Here is a 19,736-nt window from a genome sequence, read left to right on the forward strand (position 1 = left end):
CGCCGCTGCCGCCCCGGCTCCGGCTCAGCCCGCGGCCCCGGCCGCCCCGGCGCAGCCTGCCGCTCCGGCCGCCCCGGCCCCGGTCACCCCGGTCGACGACGGCGCCTACGTCACCCCGCTGGTGCGCAAGCTCGCCGCCGAGAACGGCGTGGACCTGGGCTCGGTCAAGGGCACCGGCGTCGGTGGCCGCATCCGCAAGCAGGACGTCCTCGCCGCCGCCGAGGCCGCGAAGACGGCCGCTCCGGCTCCCGCCGCCCCGGCCGCCGCCGCTGCTCCGGCCGCCCCGAAGGCTCCGGCCATCGAGGCGTCCCCGCTGCGCGGCCAGACGGTCAAGATGACCCGCATGCGCAAGGTCATCGGCGACAACATGATGAAGGCGCTGCACGGCCAGGCCCAGCTCTCCAGCGTGGTCGAGGTCGACATCACCAAGCTGATGAAGCTGCGCGCCAAGGCCAAGGACGGCTTCGCCGCCCGCGAGGGCGTCAAGCTCTCCCCGATGCCGTTCTTCGTCAAGGCGGCGGCGCAGGCGCTGAAGGCCCACCCGGTCGTCAACGCCCGCATCAACGAGGACGAGGGCACCATCACGTACTTCGACTCGGAGAACATCGGCATCGCCGTGGACTCCGAGAAGGGTCTGATGACGCCGGTCATCAAGGGCGCCGGTGACCTGAACCTGGCCGGCATCGCCAAGGCGACCGCCGACCTGGCCAACAAGGTCCGCGCCAGCAAGATCACCCCGGACGAGCTGTCCGGCGCGACCTTCACCATCTCCAACACCGGCTCGCGCGGCGCGCTCTTCGACACGATCATCGTGCCGCCGAACCAGGTCGCCATCCTGGGCATCGGTGCCACGGTCAAGCGCCCGGTGGTCATCAACCACCCGGACCTCGGCGAGACCATCGCCGTGCGCGACATGACCTACGTGACGCTGTCCTACGACCACCGTCTGGTGGACGGCGCGGACGCCGCCCGCTACCTGACCACGGTCAAGGCCATCCTGGAGGCCGGCGAGTTCGAGGTCGAGCTCGGCCTGTAAGGGTCCGGGGACGGACTGTAAGACTCGTCTCATCAGCGGCTGTGCCCCCGTCCGGAGGTTTCCGGACGGGGGCACAGCCGTATTGTCTAGAGGTCAATGCCCTCACCAAGGAGCCCTTATGACCGCGCCCGTCATTCACTCGCTGCGCGAACAGATTCGCGAGCACATTGTGGAAGGCATCGTGAGCGGGCGCTGGAAGCCGGGCGAGCGCATCGTGGAGCGGCGGATCGCCGTCGAGCTCGAGGTCAGCCAGACGCCCGTGCGGGAGGCCCTGCGGGAGCTGGAGTCCCTGCGCCTGATCGAGTCCGCGCCCAACAAGGGCGTACGCGTGCGCAACCTCACCGCAGCGGACCTGGAGGAGAGCTACCCCGTCCGCGCGGGCCTGGAGGCGATCGCGGCGGAGCTCGCCGCCGACGGGCTCGCGGACGACTGCTCGGCCCTGGAACCGCACGTGGCGGCCCTGTACGAGGCCGACAGGGCCAAGGACGGCACCGGGCAGGTGCGGCACACGGTGGCCTTCCACCGCGAGCTGGTCCGGGCCGCGGGGAACTCGGTGCTCCTGCACACCTGGGAGGGCCTCGGCATCGAGGTGTTCACGGCCCTGTCCATCCGCTGGCTGGGCACGGTGCAGCAGTCGTACGCGGAGGAGCACGAGGCCCTGGTCCAGGCGTTCAAGCGCCGGGACCCGCGGATCGCGGAAGTGGTCAAGGCCCATGTCCTCGGCTGCGCGCCCCGGCCCGACGGGGACGTCCACCCCGCGTGAGCGACGGCCGCCCGCCGCTGACGGCCGACCGCCGGGTGCCGCTCATTCCGCGCGAGCGGCGCTCATACGTCGCCCCACCTGCGTAAATCCTGCGAATCGAAGGCACGCGGTGCCCCGCACCATGACACCCTGTGCCTACTTTTGCCCCGAGAGGGAAGTTTTCCGCTCAACGCTTTGATCGATCATCGATCGCGGGCTTACAGTCGACGACGGGATCTCACCAGAACCCCACGCCCTGTCCTGCCAAAGACCAAGGGCACCCCCGACCCTTTCCGTTAAGGGACCCCGCCCGACACCGGCTGGGCACCCCTCCGACTCAGGAAGGCGGCGTAATGACCGACCCCTCCCGCATCCAGCCGAGCGAGCTCGACCAGCTCCCGGACCGCGACCCGGAGGAGACCGCCGAATGGCAGGCCTCCCTGGACGCCGTGACCAAGGCGGCCGGGCCGCACCGTGCCGCGTACCTGATGCGCCGCACGCTGGAGCGCGCCGAGGGCGCGGGCCTGGCGCTGCCCAAGCTTCTTGAGACGGACTACGTCAACACCATCCCCACCGCCGCCGAGCCCGCCGTCGACGGCGACGAGGCGATGGAGGCCCGCATCACCGCGTGGAACCGGTGGAACGCGGCCGCGATGGTCACCCGAGGCTCCAAGTACGGCGTCGGCGGCCACATCGCCACCTTCGCCTCCGCCGCCTGGCTGTACGAGACCGGCTTCAACCACTTCTTCCACGGCAAGGAGGGGGACGGCTCCGGCGACCAGCTCTACATCCAGGGCCACGCGTCCCCCGGCATCTACGCCCGCGCCTTCCTCGACGGCCGGCTGACCGAGGCGCAGCTGGACAACTTCCGGCAGGAGGCGGGCGGCAACGGCCTCCCCTCCTACCCGCACCCGCGCCGCCTCCCCTGGCTGTGGGAGTTCCCGACCGTCTCCATGGGCCTCGGCCCGCTGTCGGCGATCTACCAGGCCCGCTTCAACCGGTACCTGACCAACCGCGGCATCAAGGACGTCTCGGCCTCGCACGTGTGGGCGTTCCTCGGTGACGGCGAGATGGACGAGCCCGAGTCGACGGCGGCACTCGCACTCGCCGCCCGCGAGGGTCTGGACAACCTGACCTTCGTCATCAACTGCAACCTGCAGCGCCTCGACGGCCCGGTCCGCGCCAACTTCAAGATCGTGCAGGAGCTGGAGGCCCAGTTCCGCGGCGCCGGCTGGAACGTCGTGAAGTCGCTGTGGGGCGGCGCCTGGGACGAGCTGTTCGCGCTCGACACCACCGGCGCCCTCGTCCGCCGCCTCCGCGAGGTCCCGGACGCGCAGGTGCAGACGTACCAGACGCGTGACGCCGCGTACATCCGCGAGGACTTCTTCGGCAAGGACCCGGCGCTCGTCGAGATGGCGAAGCTGCTGAGCGACGACAAGATCCTCGAGTGCTTCCACCTGTCCCGCGGTGGCCACGAGCCGCGCAAGGTGTACGCCGCGTACAAGGCCGCCCTGGCCCACAAGGGCGCGCCGACCGTCATCCTGGCGCAGACCGTCAAGGGCTTCACCCTCGGTGAGGGCTTCGCGTCCAAGAACGCGAACCACCAGATGAAGAAGCTGTCGACGGACGAGTTCAAGAACATGCGTGATCTTCTTGAGCTGCCGATCAGCGACAGCCAGTTCGTCGACGGCCAGGTGCCCTACGGCCACCCGGGCGCCGACTCCCCCGAGGTGCGCTACCTCCAGGAGCGCCGCGCGGCCCTCGGCGGCCCGGCCCCGGCCCGTCGCGTGCACCCCGTCGCGCCGCTGCCCGCCCCCGCCGACAAGGCCTTCGCGGCCTTCGACAAGGGCTCGGGATCCCAGTCGGTCGCCACGACCATGGCGTTCGTCCGCCTCGTCAAGGACCTGGTCCGCGACAAGGAGACCGGCAAGCGGTGGGTGCCGATCGTGCCCGACGAGGCCCGCACCTTCGGCATGGAGTCCCTCTTCCCGTCCCTCGGCATCTACTCGCCCAAGGGCCAGACGTACGAGCCGGTCGACCGCGACCAGCTGATGTACTACAAGGAAGCCAAGAACGGCCAGATCCTCAACGAGGGCATCACCGAGGCCGGTTCGATGGCGGACTTCATCGCCGCTTCGTCGTCGTACGCGACGCACGGCGAGGCGATGATCCCCTTCTACATCTTCTACTCGATGTTCGGCTGGCAGCGGACGGCCGACCAGATGTGGCAGCTCGGCGACCAGCTGGGCCGCGGCTTCCTCGTCGGCGCCACCGCGGGCCGCACGACGCTGACCGGTGAGGGCCTGCAGCACGCGGACGGCCACTCGCCCGTCATCGCGGCCACCAACCCGGCCGCCCTGACGTACGACCCGGCGTTCGCCTACGAGGTCGCCGCGATCGTCAAGGAGGGCCTGCGCCGCATGTACGGCGAGGCCGCGCCGGGCGAGGACCAGGACGTCTTCTACTACCTGACCGTCTACAACGAGCCGATGCCGCAGCCCGCCAAGCCGGCGGGTGTGGACGAGGGCATCGTCAAGGGTCTGTACCGCTTCAACACGGCGGAGAGCGCGGGCCTCTCGCCCGCGGCCAACGCCGCGCGCATCCAGCTGCTCGGCTCCGGCACGGCCATCCACTGGACCCTCGCCGCGCAGAAGATGCTCGCCGAGGAGTGGGGCGTCGCCGCCGACGTGTGGTCCGCGACCTCCTGGACCGAGCTGCGCCGTGACGCGCTGGAGGCGGACGCCGCGCTGCTGCGCGGCGAGGAGCGCGTGCCGTACGTGCGCCAGGCCCTGCAGGGCGCCGAGGGCCCGGTCCTCGCGGTCTCCGACTACATGCGGCAGGTCCCGGACCAGATCGCGCAGTGGGTCGAGCAGGACTACTCCTCGCTGGGCGCGGACGGCTTCGGCCTCTCCGACACGCGGGACGCGGCGCGGCGCCACTTCGGCGTGGACGCCGAGTCGATCGTGGTCGCGGCGTTGGCTCGGCTCGCCGCGCAGGGGGTTGTGCCGGGGGCTGTGGTGAAGGAGGCCCGTACCAAGTACGGGCTGTAAGCCTTCGGCTCGATACGAGTGCGGGGCCCCTGTCTTCTGACGGGGGCCCCGCACCCTTTTCCCGTTTCCCACCCTGCCGGGGGTGGGCGCCCCTCGTGGGCGCTGCCCGCCGTCGGCTGCGCATGGGGTGGGTGGGCGGGGTAGATCCCGCCGCGAAGCGGCGGGGCGGTGGCGCGTCCGACCCGGTGCGGGCCGGTGGGTGGTGCCGCCGCGCTGCGCGCGGCGTTGTTTCCCACCCGCCCGCCCGTTTCTGCCCTCCCAGGGGGTGGGCGCCCCCGGCGGGGGCTGGCCGCCGTCGGCGGGTGCGGGCCGGCGGGGGTGTATGGGCGGGTGGGCGGGGAGATGCCGCCGCGGAGCGGCGGGCGGGGGCATGTGGGGGCTGCTCAGGGCGACCGCGCCAGGGGGCGGCATTATGGGGGGCATGCGCGCTGCCCGGCTCATCAAGATGGTGCTTCTGCTGCAGGCCCGCGCGTCCATGACCGCCGCCGAGCTCGCGGAAGAGCTGGAGGTGTCGGAGCGCACGATCACGCGGGACGCGCAGGCCCTGTCGGAGGCCGGTGTGCCCGTGTACGCGGACCGGGGCAGGACCGGCGGCTACCGGCTCATCGGCGGCTACCGCACCCGGCTCACGGGGCTCGCCCGCAGCGAGGCGGAGGCCCTCTTCCTGTCCGGAGTGCCGGGCGCCCTGCGCGAAATGGGCCTTGAGGACGCGGCGTCCGCGGCCCGTCTCAAGGTGTCGGCCGCCCTGCTGCCGTCCCTCCGGGACGCCTCGCGGAGCGCGGCGCAGCGCTTCCACCTGGACGCCCCCGGCTGGTTCAAGGAGGTCCCGGCCCCCGAACTGCTGCCCGCGGTCGCGGACGCGGTGTGGGACGACCGCCGTGTCGTCGCCCGCTACCGGCGCCAGGACACCGAGGTCGAGCGGGAGTTGGAACCGTACGGCCTCGTCCTGAAGGCGGGCGTCTGGTACCTGTGCGCCCGCGCCCCGGAGAGCGGGGGGTTCCGGGTCTACCGCATCGACCGGTTCACGGCCGTCACCTCCGCGAGCCAGGACCACTTCGTACGCGACGAGGAGTTCGACCTGCCCGGCTTCTGGGAGGAGCGCGCCGCGCAGTTCGCGCGGGCCATCCTGCGCGAGAAGGCCGTCCTGCGGCTCTCCCCCGACGGCGCGCGGCAGCTGCCGTACGTCACCGACCGCGCCGCCGCCCACGAGGTCCTCCAGGACGCCGAACCCGACGAGCGGGGCCGGGTGACCGTCACCCTGCCCGTCGAGTCCGCCGCCGTCGCGTACACCCAACTCCTCGCCCTCGGCCCGGAGGTGGAGGTCCTGGAGCCGCCGGAGCTGCGCGAGCGGCTCGCGGGCACGGCGGCCCGGATGGCCGAGCTCTACCGCTGACCGGGGCGGGCCGGGGCTACCGGTAGCCCGTCACGTCCGCTTCCTTGCTCGACTGGTCGACCTCCGCGAGGTAGCGCCAGGCGTCCGGTGCCGAGCCGTCCACGTCCGTGAAGCCGTACTCCTTGGCGAGCCCGCCGCTGGACAGGGACTTCCCGTTCCAGCGCGCCACGTCGGGGTCGGCGGCGAGCGCGGCGAGGGCGCGGCCCACGAACGTCGGGGTCTCGGAGATCGCGAAGTGCGGGTTCTGCTGGGTGCCCGCCAGCCAGTTCTCCTCCGTGACCTTGAAGTACGTGTCGAGCATGGCCTCCGAGCGCAGCCAGCCGGGGGTCAGGCAGACCGCCGTGCAGCCGTACTCCGTGAGCTCTTCGGCGAGGGCGCGGGCCATGCGCAGCGGGGCGGCCTTCGCGAGGTCGTAGTAGTACGGCTTGCGGTAGCTCCGGTTGGACTCGTCGGTGCCGTCGGTGACCTCGACGACCAGGCCGCCGCGGTTGCGGATGAGCAGCGGCAGGGCGAAGCGGCTGGTGACGATGTGCGTCTCGACGCCGAGCCGGAGGATGCGCAGGCCCTTGTCGAGGTCGTGCTCCCACATCTTCTTGTCCCACTCGACGTGCACGTCCCCGCCCCAGATGTCGTTCACGAGGATGTCGAGGCGGCCCTGTTCGCGGTCGACGCGGTCGACGAGCGCGCGGACCTGCTCGGGGTCGAGGTGGTCGGTGGGCACGGCGACCCCGGTGCCGCCCGCCGCCGTCACGAGCTCGGCCGTCTCCTCGATGGTCTCGGTGCTGCGGCCGACCTCGCTGACGTGCTCGCGCGTCGTCCGGCCCGTGACGTACACGGTGGCCCCGGCGCGGCCGAGCTCCACCGCCATGGCGCGGCCGGCCCCGCGGGTGGCACCGGCGACGAGGGCGATCCTTCCGGCCAGGGGGCCCGTGGCCGGCCGTGCGTTCTCCGTGGCGTTGTCCATGGTGCTGTCCGGGGAATTCTTCGTGGAGTTCTTCGCGGCGTTGTTCATGGGGTGAGCCTCACAGGGAATGCCGACATCTACTGTCGGTTTTTCCATGGGCATGTGCGCACATAACGACACAGTCGCTTTCCGGCGCACTCCGCGTGCGCCCCCACCCGCCAGGGCCGATGCTTGAGCCGTGATGGACGAGACGGAGTTCTGGGAGATCGTGGACAGCACCCGCGAGGCCGCCGAGGGCGACCCCGAGGACCACGCCGAGCTGCTCACCGAGCGGCTGCTGCGGTCCGACCCGGACTCCGTCCTGGACTTCGCGCGGCACTTCGAGGCCCGCTACAACCGCGCCTACCGCTGGGACCTGTGGGGCGCGGCCTGGGTGCTGCTCGACGGGGCCAGCGACGACGCCTTCGACTACTTCCGGTGCTGGCTCATCGGGCAGGGCCGCGAGGTCTTCGAGGGCGCCCTGCACGACCCGGACGCGCTCGCCGAGCTGCTCGACGACTTCGACGACGAGATCGACGGCGACGGCGAGGAGCTCGGGTACGCGGCCGACGAGGCGTACGAGCAGCTCACCGGCGTCGTCGCCCCGGACCTCGGCATCGCCCCCGCGCCACCGGAGCCCGAGGGCACACCGCTGGACTTCGAGGACGACGCGGTGCTCGCGCGGCGCTATCCGAAGCTGTGGGAGCGGTTCGCCGCCAGGTGAGCCCCCGCGCTCAGGGCTCGAGCGCGAACACCAGCAGCGCCACGTCGTCCCGTACCCCTCCGGAGAACCGGACAAGATCTGTCCAGATCGCGTCCGTCAGCGCCGCCGGATCGTCCTGGTCCGCCTCGAAGAGCGCGGGCAGCCGCTCCGCCAGCGGATAGAAGGCCCCGGACGCGTCCCGCGCCTCCGTCACCCCGTCCGTCACGGCGAGCAGCCAGTCGCCGGGCCGCAGCCCCACCACGGTCTCCCGCGGCGGCGCCACCCCGGCCATGCCGAGGCCGAGCGGGGCACCCGGTGTCACCTCCAGCTCGGTGACGGCGCCGCCGCGCAGCAGCAGCGGAGGCGGATGGCCGCAGGAGACCAGGCGCAGCTCGTCGGCGCCGGCGCCGAACTCCAGGAGCAGGGCGGTGGCGAAGAGCTCGCCGGCCCCACCGTGTTCGGCGTCGCGGGTGTCCCGGGTGGCTGCGGCGTCTCCGGCGTCCTCGGCGTCGATGACGAGGCGGCGGTCGAGGCGCGCGGCCACGCCCTCCAGTTCCCGCTGGTCGAGGGCCGCCTCCCGGAAGGCGCCGAGCAGCGCGGCCACGGTGCCGACGGCCGCGAGCCCGTGCCCCTGCACGTCGCCCACCAGGGCCCGCACCCCGCACGGCCCCTTCCGCACGTCGAAGAGGTCACCGCCGACCAGGGTGCCGCGCTGCGCCGCCCGGTACAGGCCCGCGCACCGCACCGGGCCCACGCGCTCCGGCAGCGGCGGCAGGACCGCGAACTGGGCCGCCTCGGCGACCGTGCGGACGGTGACGAGCTGGGCGTCGCGGCGGCTGCGCACCCAGGCGAAGAGCACGCAGAGCAGGGCCGCGAACGCGACGGTCGCCGAGTCGCTCTCGCCGGGGTGCCCCAGGTCGAACGCGGGCAGGGAGAGCAGGACGAGGACGGCGCCGCCGAACAGCGCGGTGGCGGCGGGCCCGTAGGCGAGGGCGGCGAGCGGCGGCACGGACGCGAGCAGGAAGCTGAGGTCGAGCGACTTCGGCGTGAGGAGCTGCACGACGCAGGTCAGGACCAGGAGCACGGGCGCGGGCCAGCGCAGCCAGGAGGGCGTGGGCGCGCCGCGCGGCCAGTCGGGGTCGCGCTCGTCCCGCCGCCCGGCCGCGGCCCTGGTCATCGGTGCTCCTTCCCGGCGGACCGGATCCCCGCGGGCCGGTTCCCCGGCGCCCAGGAGGACGTGTCCACGCTCCTACGCCCACGGGGCGGACGCACGCCGGGCCGGTCGGTCGGGTGTCCGGGGCGGGGGTGTCCGGGGCGGGGGTGTCAGAGCGGGCGGCCCATCAGTACGTCGTCGACGTACTGGCCGTCCAGGAGGAACTCGCCGGGCAGCACGCCCTCGATCGCGAAGCCCTCCGACTCGTACAGCTTGCGGGCCGGAGTGTTGTGGCCGAGGACCCGCAGCGTGATGCGGCGCGCGCCCTGGCGGCGGGCCTCCTCGACCACGGCCTGGATCAGCTGCCGCCCGACGCCCTTGCCGCGGGCCTCCTCGGCGACGACGAAGCCGAGGATCGCGCGTACGTGCGCGTTGACCTCGAGCGGCGTGGGGAAGCCGAGCCGGACGTAGCCGACGATCCGCCCGTCCACCTCGGCGACCAGGTGGTCGCGGGGGCCGAAGCGTTCGGAGAAGAACGGCTCGTGCGGGGGCCGCGGCCGCGGCTGCACCGAGTGGACGGTGGACCAGGCCTCGCGGTCCAGGAGGGCCAGCGCGTCGTCGTCCTCGGCCCGCGAAGGGCGTATGTACGTCTGCTGCATGAGCGTCACTGTACGGCGGGCGTACGACGGCCCACCCGTCCTTTTCGCGGCAGGATGGACCCATGGAGCCCACGCGTCCGGAACAGTCCTCCGCCCCGTCGTCCCGGCCCGAGCGGCCGCCCCGCGTCGCCGTGGCCGGTGCCTCCGGCCTCATCGGCTCGGCGCTCGCACGCTCGCTGGCCGCCGATGGCCAGGAGGTGGTACGCCTCGTGCGGCGCGCGCCGAGCGCGCGGGACGAGGTCCGCTGGGACCCCAAGGAGGGATATGTCGACACGGCGGGCCTCGCGGGCTGTACCGCCGTCGTCAATCTGGCGGGGGCCGGGGTAGGCGACCGCCGCTGGAGCGTCGCGTACAAACGGGAGATGTACGACAGCAGGGTGCTCGGCACCAGGACCCTCGCGGCGGCCGTCGCGGCCCTCGACGAGCCGCCCCGGGTGTTCCTGAACGCCAGCGCGATCGGCTACTACGGAGACACCGGTGACCGCGCGGTCGACGAGACCGCCCCCTGTGGAGAGGGGTTCCTGCCCTCCATGTGCGTGGCGTGGGAGGCGGCGGCCGACGCGGCGCGGGACGCGGGCGTGCGGACCGTCTGTGCGCGCAGCGGCCTGGTCGTGGCGCGCCACGGCGGCGCGTGGGGGCGGCTCTTCCCGCTGTTCAAGGCCGGTCTCGGCGGGCGGCTCGGGAACGGTCGGCAGTACTGGAGCTTCATCGCGCTGCGCGACGAGGTGGCCGCGCTGCGGCACCTCCTCGCGCGTGACGACCTGTCGGGGCCGTTCAACCTGACCGCGCCGCGGCCGGTCACCAATCGCGAGGTGACGGCGGCGATGGGCCGGGCGCTGCACCGGCCGACGGTGTTCACGGCTCCGGAGCCGGTGCTGCGGTTCGTGCTCGGGGAGATGGCCGGGGACGTCCTCGGCAGCCAGCGGGTGCTTCCGGCGCGGCTGTTGGAGTCGGGGTTCTCCTTCGCGCACCCGACGGTCGACGAGGCGGTGCGGGCCGCGCTCGCCTGAGGAGCGGCACTCTGTGCCGCGGTGTGCGACCGCCGTGCGACCGTGCCCGGCCCGTGCGCGTCTGCCCTGTGCCCGCCCGGCTCCTACCCTCGACCGGGACTCGGGGATTCCGCGGCCCGGTGGAGGGCATAAGGGTTCCCAGCAGCCGCGCAACCTCCGGGAGGAGCACGTGCCAGAGCCTGCGCACCATGCGGATGTCGTCATCGTGGGAGCCGGGGTCTCGGGACTGTCGGCCGCACACCAGCTGACCAGGGCGGGCGTCGCGACCGTCGTCCTGGAGGCCGCCCCTTGCGTCGGCGGCCGGATGTCGACCGAGAAGGTGGACGGATTCCGGCTCGACCGAATCGGCCAGCTGCTCACCACGTCGTACCCGGAACTGCGGCACACACCGGGCCTCGACGCGCTCGTCCTGCGCCCGTTCGCGCCGGGCCTGCTGGTGCACAGCGGCGGCAGGCAGTACCGCGCGGCGGAGCCCGCAGGCGGAGGGAGCGCGAGGGGCGCACTCAGTGCGGCGCGCGCCCTCGCGAGCGCCCCCCGGGTGCCGCGGCCCTCGCGCACGGCGCCCAGGACCCCGAAGCACGCGTCGCGGACCACGCCGACGCCGCCCAGGCCACCGTCCCGGACCGCGCCCCTCGGCAGCGCACTCGACCAGGCGCGCCTCGCCGCCGCGCTCGCGCGGATCGCCGCCACGCCCGTGCGGCGGCTCCTCACGCGCCCCGAACTCCCGGCCGCCCAGGCCCTGTCCGCGCGCGGCCTGCCCGCGCGCACCATCGACGGGTTCCTGCGCCCGCTGCTCTCCGCGCTCCTGTGCGACCCCGGCCTGACGACGTCGAGCCGCTGCGCCGACCTCGCCCTGCACGCCTTCGCGCGCGGCCGCCTGAGCCTGCCCGAGGGCGGCGCCGACGCCCTGCCCGAGCTCCTCGCGGCCGCGCTGCCGCCGGGGACGGTCCGCACCGGCGTACGCGTCACCTCGGTGGCCGCGAACCGGGTCACCACCGCCGAGCACGGCGAGCTGACCTGCGCCGGGGTGCTGCTCGCCACGGACGCGCGCGCCGCCGCCGAGCTCCTGCCCGGCCTGCGCGTGCCGTCCTTCCACCCGGTCACCGTGGTGCACCACGCGGCCCCCGAACCGCCGCTCGCCGAGCCCGCGCTGCTCCTGGACGCCGACCGCCGGGGCCCGGTCGCCCACACGGCCGTCGTCAGCAACGTCGACCCCACGCGCGCGCCCGAGGGCCGCACCCTCGTCTCGTCCACCGTCCTCGGCCCGCCGCCGGACGACCTCGACCGCACGGTCCTCGGCCACCTCGCCGAGCTGTACGGCACGCCGACCGACCGCTGGGAGCCGCTCGCCGTCCACCACACGCGGGAGGCGGTGCCCGCGATGCCGCCGCCGCACGACCTGCGCCGCCCGGTGCGGCTGCTCTCGGGCCTGTACGTGTGCGGCGACCACCGCGACACCAGCACCGTGCAGGGCGCCCTCCACTCGGGGCGGCGCGCGGCCCGCGCCGTCCTCGCCGACCTGGGCATCGGACCCGCGTACACCGAAGAGACGTTACCGACGGCCGCCTGAAGCCCCGCGCCGCAGCCCCCTCCGCACTCCCCGACCCATCGGACCTTTTCCGTACGAGACCGGCTCCCCCCAAGCCCCCGCGCCCCCCACGCGGGGGCTTCGCCGCTTCCGCACCCTTGTGTGTCGCCACGGCACACCACTACGGTGCCAGCGCATCCGGCCATCGGACCCCGAGCCGCGGGAGGCCTGACGTGCGTCGCTCCTTGCCCGTGATCCCTCTTGTCCTCGGCCTATTCATAGGAGCTCTCACTCCCCCGGTCGCCCACGCCGACCCGGTCGACACCGTGCCGGCCGTCGTCCCGCGCCCCACCGCCTTGACCGCCCTGGACGGCCATGCCGTGCTGACCCGCGGCACCCGCGTCCTCATCGACCCGCGCTCCGCCCACGCCACCGCCACCCCCGCGGGCCGAGCCGAACTCCCGGGCCCCGCACACCAGTCGGTAGGCGCCCTCGCCCGCCGGCTGCGTACGGAGATCGAGCGGGTCACCGGCCTCACCCCGCGCGTCGTCGCCGACGCCGGCGCGCGGCCCGACCGGGACGACATCGTCCTGACCCTCGCCTCCGACGGCGCCCTGGGCCCGGAGGGCCACCGCTTCGACAGCGCGGGCCCGGTCCGTGTCGAGGCCGCGTCCACGCACGGCCTGTTCTACGGCACCCGCACGCTCCTCCAGCTCCTGCGCGCCACGGCCCCGGACCACCGGGCCGTCCCGCGCGCCCGCTCCCTGGACCGGCCCGCCCAGCGGATCCGCATGGTCCACCTGGACGCGGGCCGCAAGTACTGGCGGCCCGGCTACCTGAGGAACCTGATCCGCAGGATGGGCGACCAGAAGCTCAACACGCTCTTCCTGCACCTGTCCGAGGCCGAGGGCTTCCGCCTGTACAGCCCGCGCTTCCCCGGGCTCGCGGACCCGGACCACAGCTACAGCCGGGCCGACATCGAGCGCCTGAAGGCCTTCGCGGCCCGCCACCACGTCCAGCTCATGCCGGGCCTCGAACTGCCCGGGCACGCCACCGCCGTCAGCGAGGCGTTCGGCATCGGCTTCGGCTCGGGCCCCGGGGCCTGCACGGGAGCCCACACCCACTCCCACCTCACGCCGGACTGGATCGTCGACATGACCAGCGAGCGGGCGGTCGCGAAGTCCAAGGAGATCGTCGACGAGTTCGCGGGATGGTTCGACGCGCCGCTGTTCTCCGTCGGGGCGGAGGAGGTGCCGGGACAGCTCGCGGACTGCCCGCGCGTGCGGGACCACCTGGCCGCCGCGCCCGACGTCTCCACCCTCGGCGACCTGCTCAACCGCTACATCAACACCCTGGACGACGTCGTCACGGCACACGGCAGGCGCACGGCCGTCTACAACGGCTCCGAGCACCTGCCCGCGCCGCAGCAGCAGGTACACGAGCGGGTCGTCTTCCTCACCTGGGAGGGCACGGGCGCGGAGCCCGCGATCCCGGGTCACGACGAGATCGCGATCGGCCCCTTCTACAACACGCCGAACAACTACCACCACAAGTACCCCGACGAGCCCTGGATGTACGACGCCTGGGCGCCGAGCGCCGCCCCCGACATGCTCGGCTCCGGCCTCACGAACTGGGCGGACTACAACTTCTGGGCCGACGACGACTACGTCGAGCGGCACATGGCGGGCGCGCGGGCGGTCCTCGCCGACCGGACCTGGAACCGCTCCCCCACGCCGGACGCGCTCACCGACTTCCGGGCGCGGGTGCGCCGCGTCGGCGACCCTCCGGGCATGACGCGCGAGTGGCAGCGGCCCCGGGTGCCGGACCGCCCGAGCCACCGCTGGACCTTCGACGACGCCCCGTACCCGAAGGGCTGGACGTACGCGGGCAGCCCCGGCAACACGCTCTTCGCGCGGGACGCGGCGGGCGGCCTGCACGGCACCTCGTACATCGTCGAGAACCCCACGCCGGTGCCGGGCGTCCGGGGCCAGGCGTGGCGCTTCGACTCGGACCGGGACGGCGTGGGCTTCGGCGGGGTGGATGTCGCCGAGCCGTGGACGGTGTCGGTGCGGGTGCGCCCGTCCGCGCGGACCGGGGACCAGGTGCTGCTCAGCTCCCAGGCCGGGGCCCTGAAGCTGATGCAGCACGGCACGGGGCGGGTGGGCTTCACCCGCTACGGCGTCGCGGACTTCAGCTTCCCGTACACGCTGCCCCTGGACCGCTGGACCCGGCTGACCTGGGTGGCCACGCCGGGCCGTACGGCCTTGTACGCCGACGGGGAGCGGGTCGGGTCCGTCCCCGCGTCGATCCCGCTGCCCCTGCGCTCCATCGGAACGGAGCGGGCGAGCCTGCGCGGGGACCTGGACGACCTCACCACGTGGGACGTGGCACTGGGGCGGGAGGGGGCACGGCACGCCCCCTCCCGCCCTCCGCGCTAGCCGAGCGCCGCGACCTTGTCGCGGTACCCGCGCACCGGCGCCGCGTCCCAGTACGGCTCCAGGCGGCGCTCGAACTCGCGGACGTACTCCACCGCGCGGACCGAGCGCATCTCGCCCGCCGCCTGGGCCGCCTCGGCGCCCAGCTGGCAGGCCTGCTCCAGCTCGCCGAGGCCGAGGCGCGCGGTGGCGAGGACGACGCGGCAGAAGAGCCGTGAGCGGGCGTACCCGGGGGCGCGCAGCTGGAGGGAGCGCTCCGCGTGCTGGGCGGCCGCGCGGTACTGCTGGAGGTCGCGGTTGCAGTGCGCGAACTCGTCGGCCAGCTGCGCCTCGTCGAAGAAGCGCGCCCAGTACGGCACTTCGTCGCCGGGCCTGGCCGCTTCCAGGGCGCGCTCGGCGCGCACCATGGAGGCCGTGCACGCCCTCACTTCGCCGAGCACGCCGTGCCCGCGCGCCTCCACGGCGTGCAGCAGGGCCTGCACGACCGGCGGCGCCGACGAGCCGACGCCCTGCTGGGCGACGCGCGCCAGCTGGACGGCCTCGCGGCCGTGGCCGAGGTAGACGGCCTGGCGGCTCATCGTGACGAGGACGTACGAGCCGTACGCGCGGTCGGCCGCCGCCTGCGAGAGGCGCAGGGCCTGCACGAAGTAGCGCTGGGCGAGGCCGTGCGCCGCGATGTCGTACGACGTCCAGCCCGCGAGCCGGGTGAGGTCGGCCGCGGCGGCGAACAGGCGGCGCCCCGCCTGTTCGTTGTAGGTGCCGCGGAGCATCGGCTCGGCCTCGTGCTCCAGATAGCGGACGAGGGCCTGGCGGGCGTGCCCGCCGCCGTACGCGTGGTCGAGGGCGCGGAACAGCTCGCCGACGGAGCGCAGGGCCGCGATGTCGCCGCCGGTCACCCGGTGCCCCGGGCCGCGGTCGGTCTCCCTGCGCTGCCGGGGCACTCCGGGACGCCCCTGCGGGGGCACGCGCGGCGTCTCCTTGGGCTCGCCGCGGGCGACGCGCTCGTCGGCCCGGCCGATGAGCCAGTCCCGGCTCGGCACGACGAGCCCGGCCGGGGTGAACGCGATCTTGCGCAGCTCGGCGTGGCTGCCGGAGTCCTTGCGCCACAGCCCGCCGACGATGTCGACGGCCTCCTCGGGCGTCGCCGCGAACTCCAGGCCCGCGTAGACGGGTGCGCAGGCGTCGAGGCCGAGGTCCTGCGCGGAGAGCCGGCGGCCGAGGCGGCGGGTGAAGACCTCGGCGATCAGTGCGGGTGTGGTGCCTCTGGGTTGCTGCCCGCGCAGCCAGCGTGTCACCGATGTCTTGTCGTACCGAAGGTCGAGCCCGTGCTCGAGCCCCAGCTGATCGACGCGTCGGGCCAGGCCCGCATTGGAGAATCCAGCCTCCGCGATCAGTGCGGCGAGCTGGCGGTTGGGGGTGCGCTGCGGGGGTCGTTCCGTCATCAGCTGTGCGGTCTCCTGCCTTCCGGGCCTGCCTTGAGCAGCCCTTATGGCCTCGTGAACGGCGCGAATGTAACGGCACTCACCGCCCTCATCGCGACCTTCAAGCCGCATTCATCCGATCGTGTGAGGATTGGCCGGAGAGCTGACGGCATTCCGTCCGCCGTACAGTGGCTGGGGCGCATTCCGTGCACGGTGCAGTCATCCGTGCCCGGAGGGCTCGGTGAGACTTCAGTGCACGGTGATGTTAGGGAGGCACCCGCCGTGGGCGAGATGCGATTCATTCGGCTGGGCTTCGGCCCGGACGCCGTCGAGTACCAGGAGGCCTGGGACGAGCAGCGCCGGATCCACGCCGCCCGCTTCGCGGACGAGATCCAGGACACCTGTCTGCTCGTGGAGCACCCCCCGGTGTACACGGCGGGCCGCCGCACCGACGACAGCGAGCGCCCCCTGGACGGCACGCCCGTGGTGGACGTGGACCGCGGCGGCAAGATCACCTGGCACGGCCCGGGCCAGCTCGTCGGCTACCCGATCCAGAAGCTGCCGCGTCCGGTGGACGTCGTAGCACACGTACGCCGTCTGGAAGAGGCACTTATCCGAACGTGTGCCGAGTTCGGTCTGGAGACGAGCCGGGTCGAGGGCCGCAGCGGCGTATGGGTGCTCGGCGACCCGGTGGAGCGGCGTCCGGCGCTCGGCGGGCTGAATCTGGACTTCGACCCGCGGCTCGCGGACGACGAGTTCGACCCCCGCCTGAACGGCCCGGAGTACGCGCCCTCCAACGCGGGCCAGCGCCGCGAGGACCGCAAGGTCGCCGCGATCGGCATCCGCGTCGCCAAGGGCGTGACGATGCACGGCTTCGCGCTGAACGTGAACCCGGACAACACCTGGTTCGACCGGATCGTGCCCTGCGGCATCCGCGACGCGGGCGTGACGTCGATCGCGAACGAGCTCGGGCGGGACATCACGATCGAGGACGTGCTTCCGGTGGTCGAGAAGCACCTCAGGGAGATCCTGGAGAACGCGGAGCTCAAGCCGCGGGTCATCGAGAAGGCCCTGGCCTAGGGGCCGCGCGGGGCCCCCGGTCCAGTGGTCCAGGGGGTCCCGCGGGGCTCGGGGCGCCCGCACGGGAATGCACCCCCATGGCCAGAGGTTGGCCGGAAGTAAGCCCAACGACATCACGGGCGTACCCTGGGGTGCGCCGAAGAATCGAAGCTACAGGGAGCCGATGTGTCCGCAGTCGCACCCGACGGACGCAAGATGCTGCGCCTGGAGGTCCGGAACGCCCAGACCCCCATCGAGCGCAAGCCCGAGTGGATCAAGACCCGGGCGAAAATGGGCCCCGAGTACAACGCCCTGCAGAAGCTCGTGAAGAGCGAGGGCCTGCACACGGTCTGCCAGGAGGCGGGCTGCCCCAACATCTACGAGTGCTGGGAGGACCGCGAGGCCACGTTCCTCATCGGCGGCGACCAGTGCACGCGGCGCTGTGACTTCTGCCAGATCGACACCGGCAAGCCGCAGGCCCTCGACCGCGACGAGCCGCGCCGCGTCGGCGAGTCCGTCGTCACGATGGACCTGAACTACGCCACGATCACCGGCGTCGCCCGCGACGACCTGGAGGACGGCGGCGCCTGGCTGTACGCGGAGACGGTCCGCCAGATCCACGCGCAGACGGCGGAGCGCGCCGAGGGCTACACCAAGGTCGAGCTGCTCATCCCCGACTTCAACGCCGACCCGGACCAGCTGGCCGAGGTCTTCTCGTCCCGCCCCGAGGTGCTCGGGCACAACGTGGAGACGGTGCCGCGGATCTTCAAGCGGATCCGCCCCGGCTTCCGCTACGAGCGCTCCCTCGAGGTCATCACGAAGGCCCGCGAGGCCGGCCTGGTCACCAAGTCCAACCTGATCCTGGGCATGGGCGAGACCCGCGAAGAGGTCAGCGAGGCGCTGCGCCAGCTGCACGAGGCGGGCACCGAGCTCGTCACGATCACCCAGTACCTGCGCCCCACCCCGCGCCACCACCCCGTCGAGCGCTGGGTGAAGCCGGCCGAGTTCGTGGAGCTGAAGGAGGAGGCCGAGCAGATCGGCTTCTCCGGCGTGATGTCGGGCCCGCTGGTCCGCTCCTCGTACCGCGCGGGCCGCCTGTACCAGATGGCGATCGAGCGGCGCGGGGCGTACGTGGCCTCGCAGGCGGTCTGAGCCCGGGTGCCGATCGCCGGTTGCCGGTTGTCGATTGCCGGTTGCCGATTGCCCGAGGGCGGCCGACGACTGTGTGAATCCGCGCACAAGTGACTACCTCTGAGTAGCGACCGAGATGACGCGGCCCGTACGGTCCCCGCAGGTGGGGGCCAACGTATGGGCCGCGTCAGCGTTTTGGGCCCGCGCGTCAAGGCTTCATCGGCGTTTGACCGCTCGGTCACGCCCTGGTAACACCAATCAGTGACCCTGGAACTACCGCACGTACACCCTTAGCCAGAGCCCGAGCGGTAACCCCCAGGCTCGACTCGCAGTACCGAGCCCCACCTCGTAGCGCTCCCCCGTATCCACCGTCGCTTCCCGGAGGGCATCACCATGCAGGCCGCGCCCCTTCGCGCCAACGCCATCCCGTCCGTCACGGACGCGCTCCGCGCCGTCGAGTCGCTGCTCATGAGCGCCGGCCAGCGCACCGCACGCCGCAACGCCTGGACGTCGGTCCTCGAGGACCGGCGCCGCGCCAAGGACCGGGTCGAGGCCCAGCGCGTGCTGGAAGAGGCCGGGGCAACCCGCACGTCGTAGTCGCCCCCGGGGCCACGTAGACTTCTGGACATGGCGAGGAAGGAAACCACCGCGGCTGACGCCGCGGCGAACCCCGGGCGACTCAAGCAGATCGCCCTGACGTACAAGATGACCCGGCGGGCCGACTCCAAGATCGGTCTCATCATCGCGGCTGTGGGAATCGTCACCTTCGGTGTCTTCCTCGCGATCGGCTTCTGGATCGACCACCCGGTCTATCTCGGCATTCTCGGCTTCGTGCTCGCCTTCCTCGCGATGGCGATCGTCTTCGGGCGCCGGGCCGAGCGAGCGGCCTTCGGTCAGATGGAGGGCCAGCCCGGCGCGGCGGCCGCGGTGCTCGACAAGATCGGGCGCGGCTGGACGACCACCCCGGCGGTCGCGATGAACCGCAGCCAGGACGTGGTGCACCGCACCGTCGGCAAGGCGGGCATCGTCCTGGTCGCCGAGGGCAACGCGAACCGCGTGAAGGGCCTGCTGGCCGCCGAGAAGAAGAAGATGGCCCGCATCGTCGCGGACGTCCCCGTCCACGACGTGATCGTCGGCACGGGCGAGGGCCAGGTCGAGCTGAAGAAGCTCCGCACCACGCTCCTGAAGCTCCCGCGCGTCCTCCAGGGCCCCCAGGTCACCGCGACCAACGACCGCCTGAAGGCGATGGGGGACCTGATGTCGAACATGCCCCTGCCGAAGGGGCCGATGCCGAAGAACGTGCGCATGCCGCGCGGCCCGAAGATGCGCTAGCCGAAGACGCGCCGGCGCTTCCTCCCTACGTCGAAGGGGGGGCCCCGCCCCCCCGCCGGGCCCGGGGCCCCCCGGGTGGGTACCCGTGGGCTATAAAAAAAAAACAAACCCCACAACCAGGTTGGTTGGGGGTTTTGGGGT

16 protein-coding genes are annotated in these 19,736 nt (G+C 73.0%); 12 read left to right on the forward strand and 4 right to left on the reverse strand.

The genetic code is table 11. The features are described 5' to 3' along the window. The 4 genes from sucB to ACFWZ5_RS37230 all read left to right on the forward strand — a co-directional run. Positions 1-1,036 (forward strand): 2-oxoglutarate dehydrogenase, E2 component, dihydrolipoamide succinyltransferase (sucB, locus tag ACFWZ5_RS37215; protein ID WP_384891924.1); only part of this gene is annotated, 1,036 nt, incomplete at its 5' end. Between the two features lie 118 nt (positions 1,037-1,154). After that, complete coding sequence (locus ACFWZ5_RS37220) at positions 1,155-1,799, forward strand: GntR family transcriptional regulator (RefSeq protein ID WP_384806098.1); 645 nt, start codon at positions 1,155-1,157, stop codon at positions 1,797-1,799. 332 nt (positions 1,800-2,131) lie between these two features. Then, positions 2,132-4,828 (forward strand): pyruvate dehydrogenase (acetyl-transferring), homodimeric type, encoded by a 2,697-nt coding sequence (aceE, locus tag ACFWZ5_RS37225; protein WP_384891927.1) that lies wholly within the window; start codon positions 2,132-2,134, stop codon positions 4,826-4,828. A gap of 421 nt (positions 4,829-5,249) precedes the next feature. Further along, on the forward strand, positions 5,250-6,221 hold the full coding sequence (locus tag ACFWZ5_RS37230) for a helix-turn-helix transcriptional regulator (protein ID WP_384804344.1): 972 nt from the start codon (positions 5,250-5,252) through the stop codon (positions 6,219-6,221). Positions 6,222-6,237: 16 nt separating this feature from the next. Here the strand turns inward: ACFWZ5_RS37230 and ACFWZ5_RS37235 are convergent, their stop codons facing one another. Further along, positions 6,238-7,185 carry an SDR family oxidoreductase gene (locus ACFWZ5_RS37235; RefSeq protein WP_384804356.1) on the reverse strand — a complete coding sequence of 316 codons (948 nt, stop codon included), beginning with the start codon at positions 7,183-7,185 and terminating at the stop codon, positions 6,238-6,240. 181 nt (positions 7,186-7,366) lie between these two features. On the opposite strand from ACFWZ5_RS37235, the gene ACFWZ5_RS37240 reads away from it, so the two are divergent. After that, on the forward strand, positions 7,367-7,888 hold the full coding sequence (locus tag ACFWZ5_RS37240) for a DUF4240 domain-containing protein (RefSeq protein WP_384804358.1): 522 nt from the start codon (positions 7,367-7,369) through the stop codon (positions 7,886-7,888). Positions 7,889-7,898: 10 nt separating this feature from the next. Here the strand turns inward: ACFWZ5_RS37240 and ACFWZ5_RS37245 are convergent, their stop codons facing one another. Continuing rightward, entirely contained in the window at positions 7,899-9,044 is a 1,146-nt protein-coding gene (locus tag ACFWZ5_RS37245) for a PP2C family protein-serine/threonine phosphatase (RefSeq protein WP_384804346.1), read from the reverse strand. A gap of 146 nt (positions 9,045-9,190) precedes the next feature. Further along, positions 9,191-9,679 carry a GNAT family N-acetyltransferase gene (locus tag ACFWZ5_RS37250; protein WP_384804348.1) on the reverse strand — a complete coding sequence of 163 codons (489 nt, stop codon included), beginning with the start codon at positions 9,677-9,679 and terminating at the stop codon, positions 9,191-9,193. A 62-nt stretch (positions 9,680-9,741) separates the two neighbouring features. On the opposite strand from ACFWZ5_RS37250, the gene ACFWZ5_RS37255 reads away from it, so the two are divergent. The 3 genes from ACFWZ5_RS37255 to ACFWZ5_RS37265 all read left to right on the forward strand — a co-directional run bounded on the left by ACFWZ5_RS37255 (position 9,742) and on the right by ACFWZ5_RS37265 (position 14,655). Continuing rightward, positions 9,742-10,689: a TIGR01777 family oxidoreductase gene (locus tag ACFWZ5_RS37255; protein WP_384804350.1), complete on the forward strand. Its 948-nt coding sequence runs from the start codon at positions 9,742-9,744 to the stop codon at positions 10,687-10,689. A gap of 169 nt (positions 10,690-10,858) precedes the next feature. Next, a complete protein-coding gene (locus ACFWZ5_RS37260; protein WP_384804352.1) occupies positions 10,859-12,259 on the forward strand; it encodes an NAD(P)/FAD-dependent oxidoreductase in 1,401 nt (466 codons plus the stop codon). Positions 12,260-12,450: 191 nt separating this feature from the next. Further along, positions 12,451-14,655, forward strand: coding sequence for a family 20 glycosylhydrolase (locus tag ACFWZ5_RS37265; protein WP_384891930.1), 2,205 nt, complete (start codon positions 12,451-12,453; stop codon positions 14,653-14,655). On the opposite strand, the gene ACFWZ5_RS37270 is transcribed toward ACFWZ5_RS37265, so the two are convergent. After that, complete coding sequence (locus ACFWZ5_RS37270) at positions 14,652-16,094, reverse strand: regulator (RefSeq protein ID WP_384806137.1); 1,443 nt, start codon at positions 16,092-16,094, stop codon at positions 14,652-14,654. The two genes, ACFWZ5_RS37265 and ACFWZ5_RS37270, sit on opposite strands and share 4 nt — an antisense overlap. Before the next feature lie 261 nt (positions 16,095-16,355). Here ACFWZ5_RS37270 and lipB point away from each other — a divergent pair, with 261 nt between their 5' ends. The 4 genes from lipB (at position 16,356) to ACFWZ5_RS37290 (ending at position 19,595) form a co-directional block, all read left to right on the forward strand. Further along, positions 16,356-17,153: a lipoyl(octanoyl) transferase LipB gene (lipB, locus tag ACFWZ5_RS37275; protein ID WP_384806135.1), complete on the forward strand. Its 798-nt coding sequence runs from the start codon at positions 16,356-16,358 to the stop codon at positions 17,151-17,153. A 165-nt stretch (positions 17,154-17,318) separates the two neighbouring features. After that, positions 17,319-18,284 carry a lipoyl synthase gene (locus tag ACFWZ5_RS37280; RefSeq protein ID WP_384806133.1) on the forward strand — a complete coding sequence of 322 codons (966 nt, stop codon included), beginning with the start codon at positions 17,319-17,321 and terminating at the stop codon, positions 18,282-18,284. 372 nt (positions 18,285-18,656) lie between these two features. Beyond that, positions 18,657-18,860, forward strand: coding sequence for a hypothetical protein (locus ACFWZ5_RS37285; RefSeq protein ID WP_384806131.1), 204 nt, complete (start codon positions 18,657-18,659; stop codon positions 18,858-18,860). A gap of 30 nt (positions 18,861-18,890) precedes the next feature. Next, positions 18,891-19,595: a DUF4191 domain-containing protein gene (locus ACFWZ5_RS37290; protein WP_384891932.1), complete on the forward strand. Its 705-nt coding sequence runs from the start codon at positions 18,891-18,893 to the stop codon at positions 19,593-19,595. Positions 19,596-19,736: the final 141 nt, after the last annotated feature.

The sequence above is a fragment of the Streptomyces sp. NPDC059003 genome (genome assembly GCF_042740445.1).
GTDB lineage: Bacteria > Actinomycetota > Actinomycetes > Streptomycetales > Streptomycetaceae > Streptomyces.

Coding starts and splice junctions, on each gene's coding strand:
- ACFWZ5_RS37270 (WP_384806137.1), bottom strand. CDS start 16,094: ATGACGGAACGACCCCCGCAGCGCACCCCCAACCGCCAGCTCGCCGCA.
- ACFWZ5_RS37245 (WP_384804346.1), bottom strand. CDS start 9,044: ATGACCAGGGCCGCGGCCGGGCGGCGGGACGAGCGCGACCCCGACTGG.
- ACFWZ5_RS37255 (WP_384804350.1), top strand. CDS start 9,742: ATGGAGCCCACGCGTCCGGAACAGTCCTCCGCCCCGTCGTCCCGGCCC.
- ACFWZ5_RS37220 (WP_384806098.1), top strand. CDS start 1,155: ATGACCGCGCCCGTCATTCACTCGCTGCGCGAACAGATTCGCGAGCAC.
- ACFWZ5_RS37240 (WP_384804358.1), top strand. CDS start 7,367: ATGGACGAGACGGAGTTCTGGGAGATCGTGGACAGCACCCGCGAGGCC.
- ACFWZ5_RS37290 (WP_384891932.1), top strand. CDS start 18,891: ATGGCGAGGAAGGAAACCACCGCGGCTGACGCCGCGGCGAACCCCGGG.
- ACFWZ5_RS37250 (WP_384804348.1), bottom strand. CDS start 9,679: ATGCAGCAGACGTACATACGCCCTTCGCGGGCCGAGGACGACGACGCG.
- ACFWZ5_RS37230 (WP_384804344.1), top strand. CDS start 5,250: ATGCGCGCTGCCCGGCTCATCAAGATGGTGCTTCTGCTGCAGGCCCGC.
- ACFWZ5_RS37285 (WP_384806131.1), top strand. CDS start 18,657: ATGCAGGCCGCGCCCCTTCGCGCCAACGCCATCCCGTCCGTCACGGAC.
- aceE (WP_384891927.1), top strand. CDS start 2,132: ATGACCGACCCCTCCCGCATCCAGCCGAGCGAGCTCGACCAGCTCCCG.
- ACFWZ5_RS37235 (WP_384804356.1), bottom strand. CDS start 7,185: ATGGACAACGCCACGGAGAACGCACGGCCGGCCACGGGCCCCCTGGCC.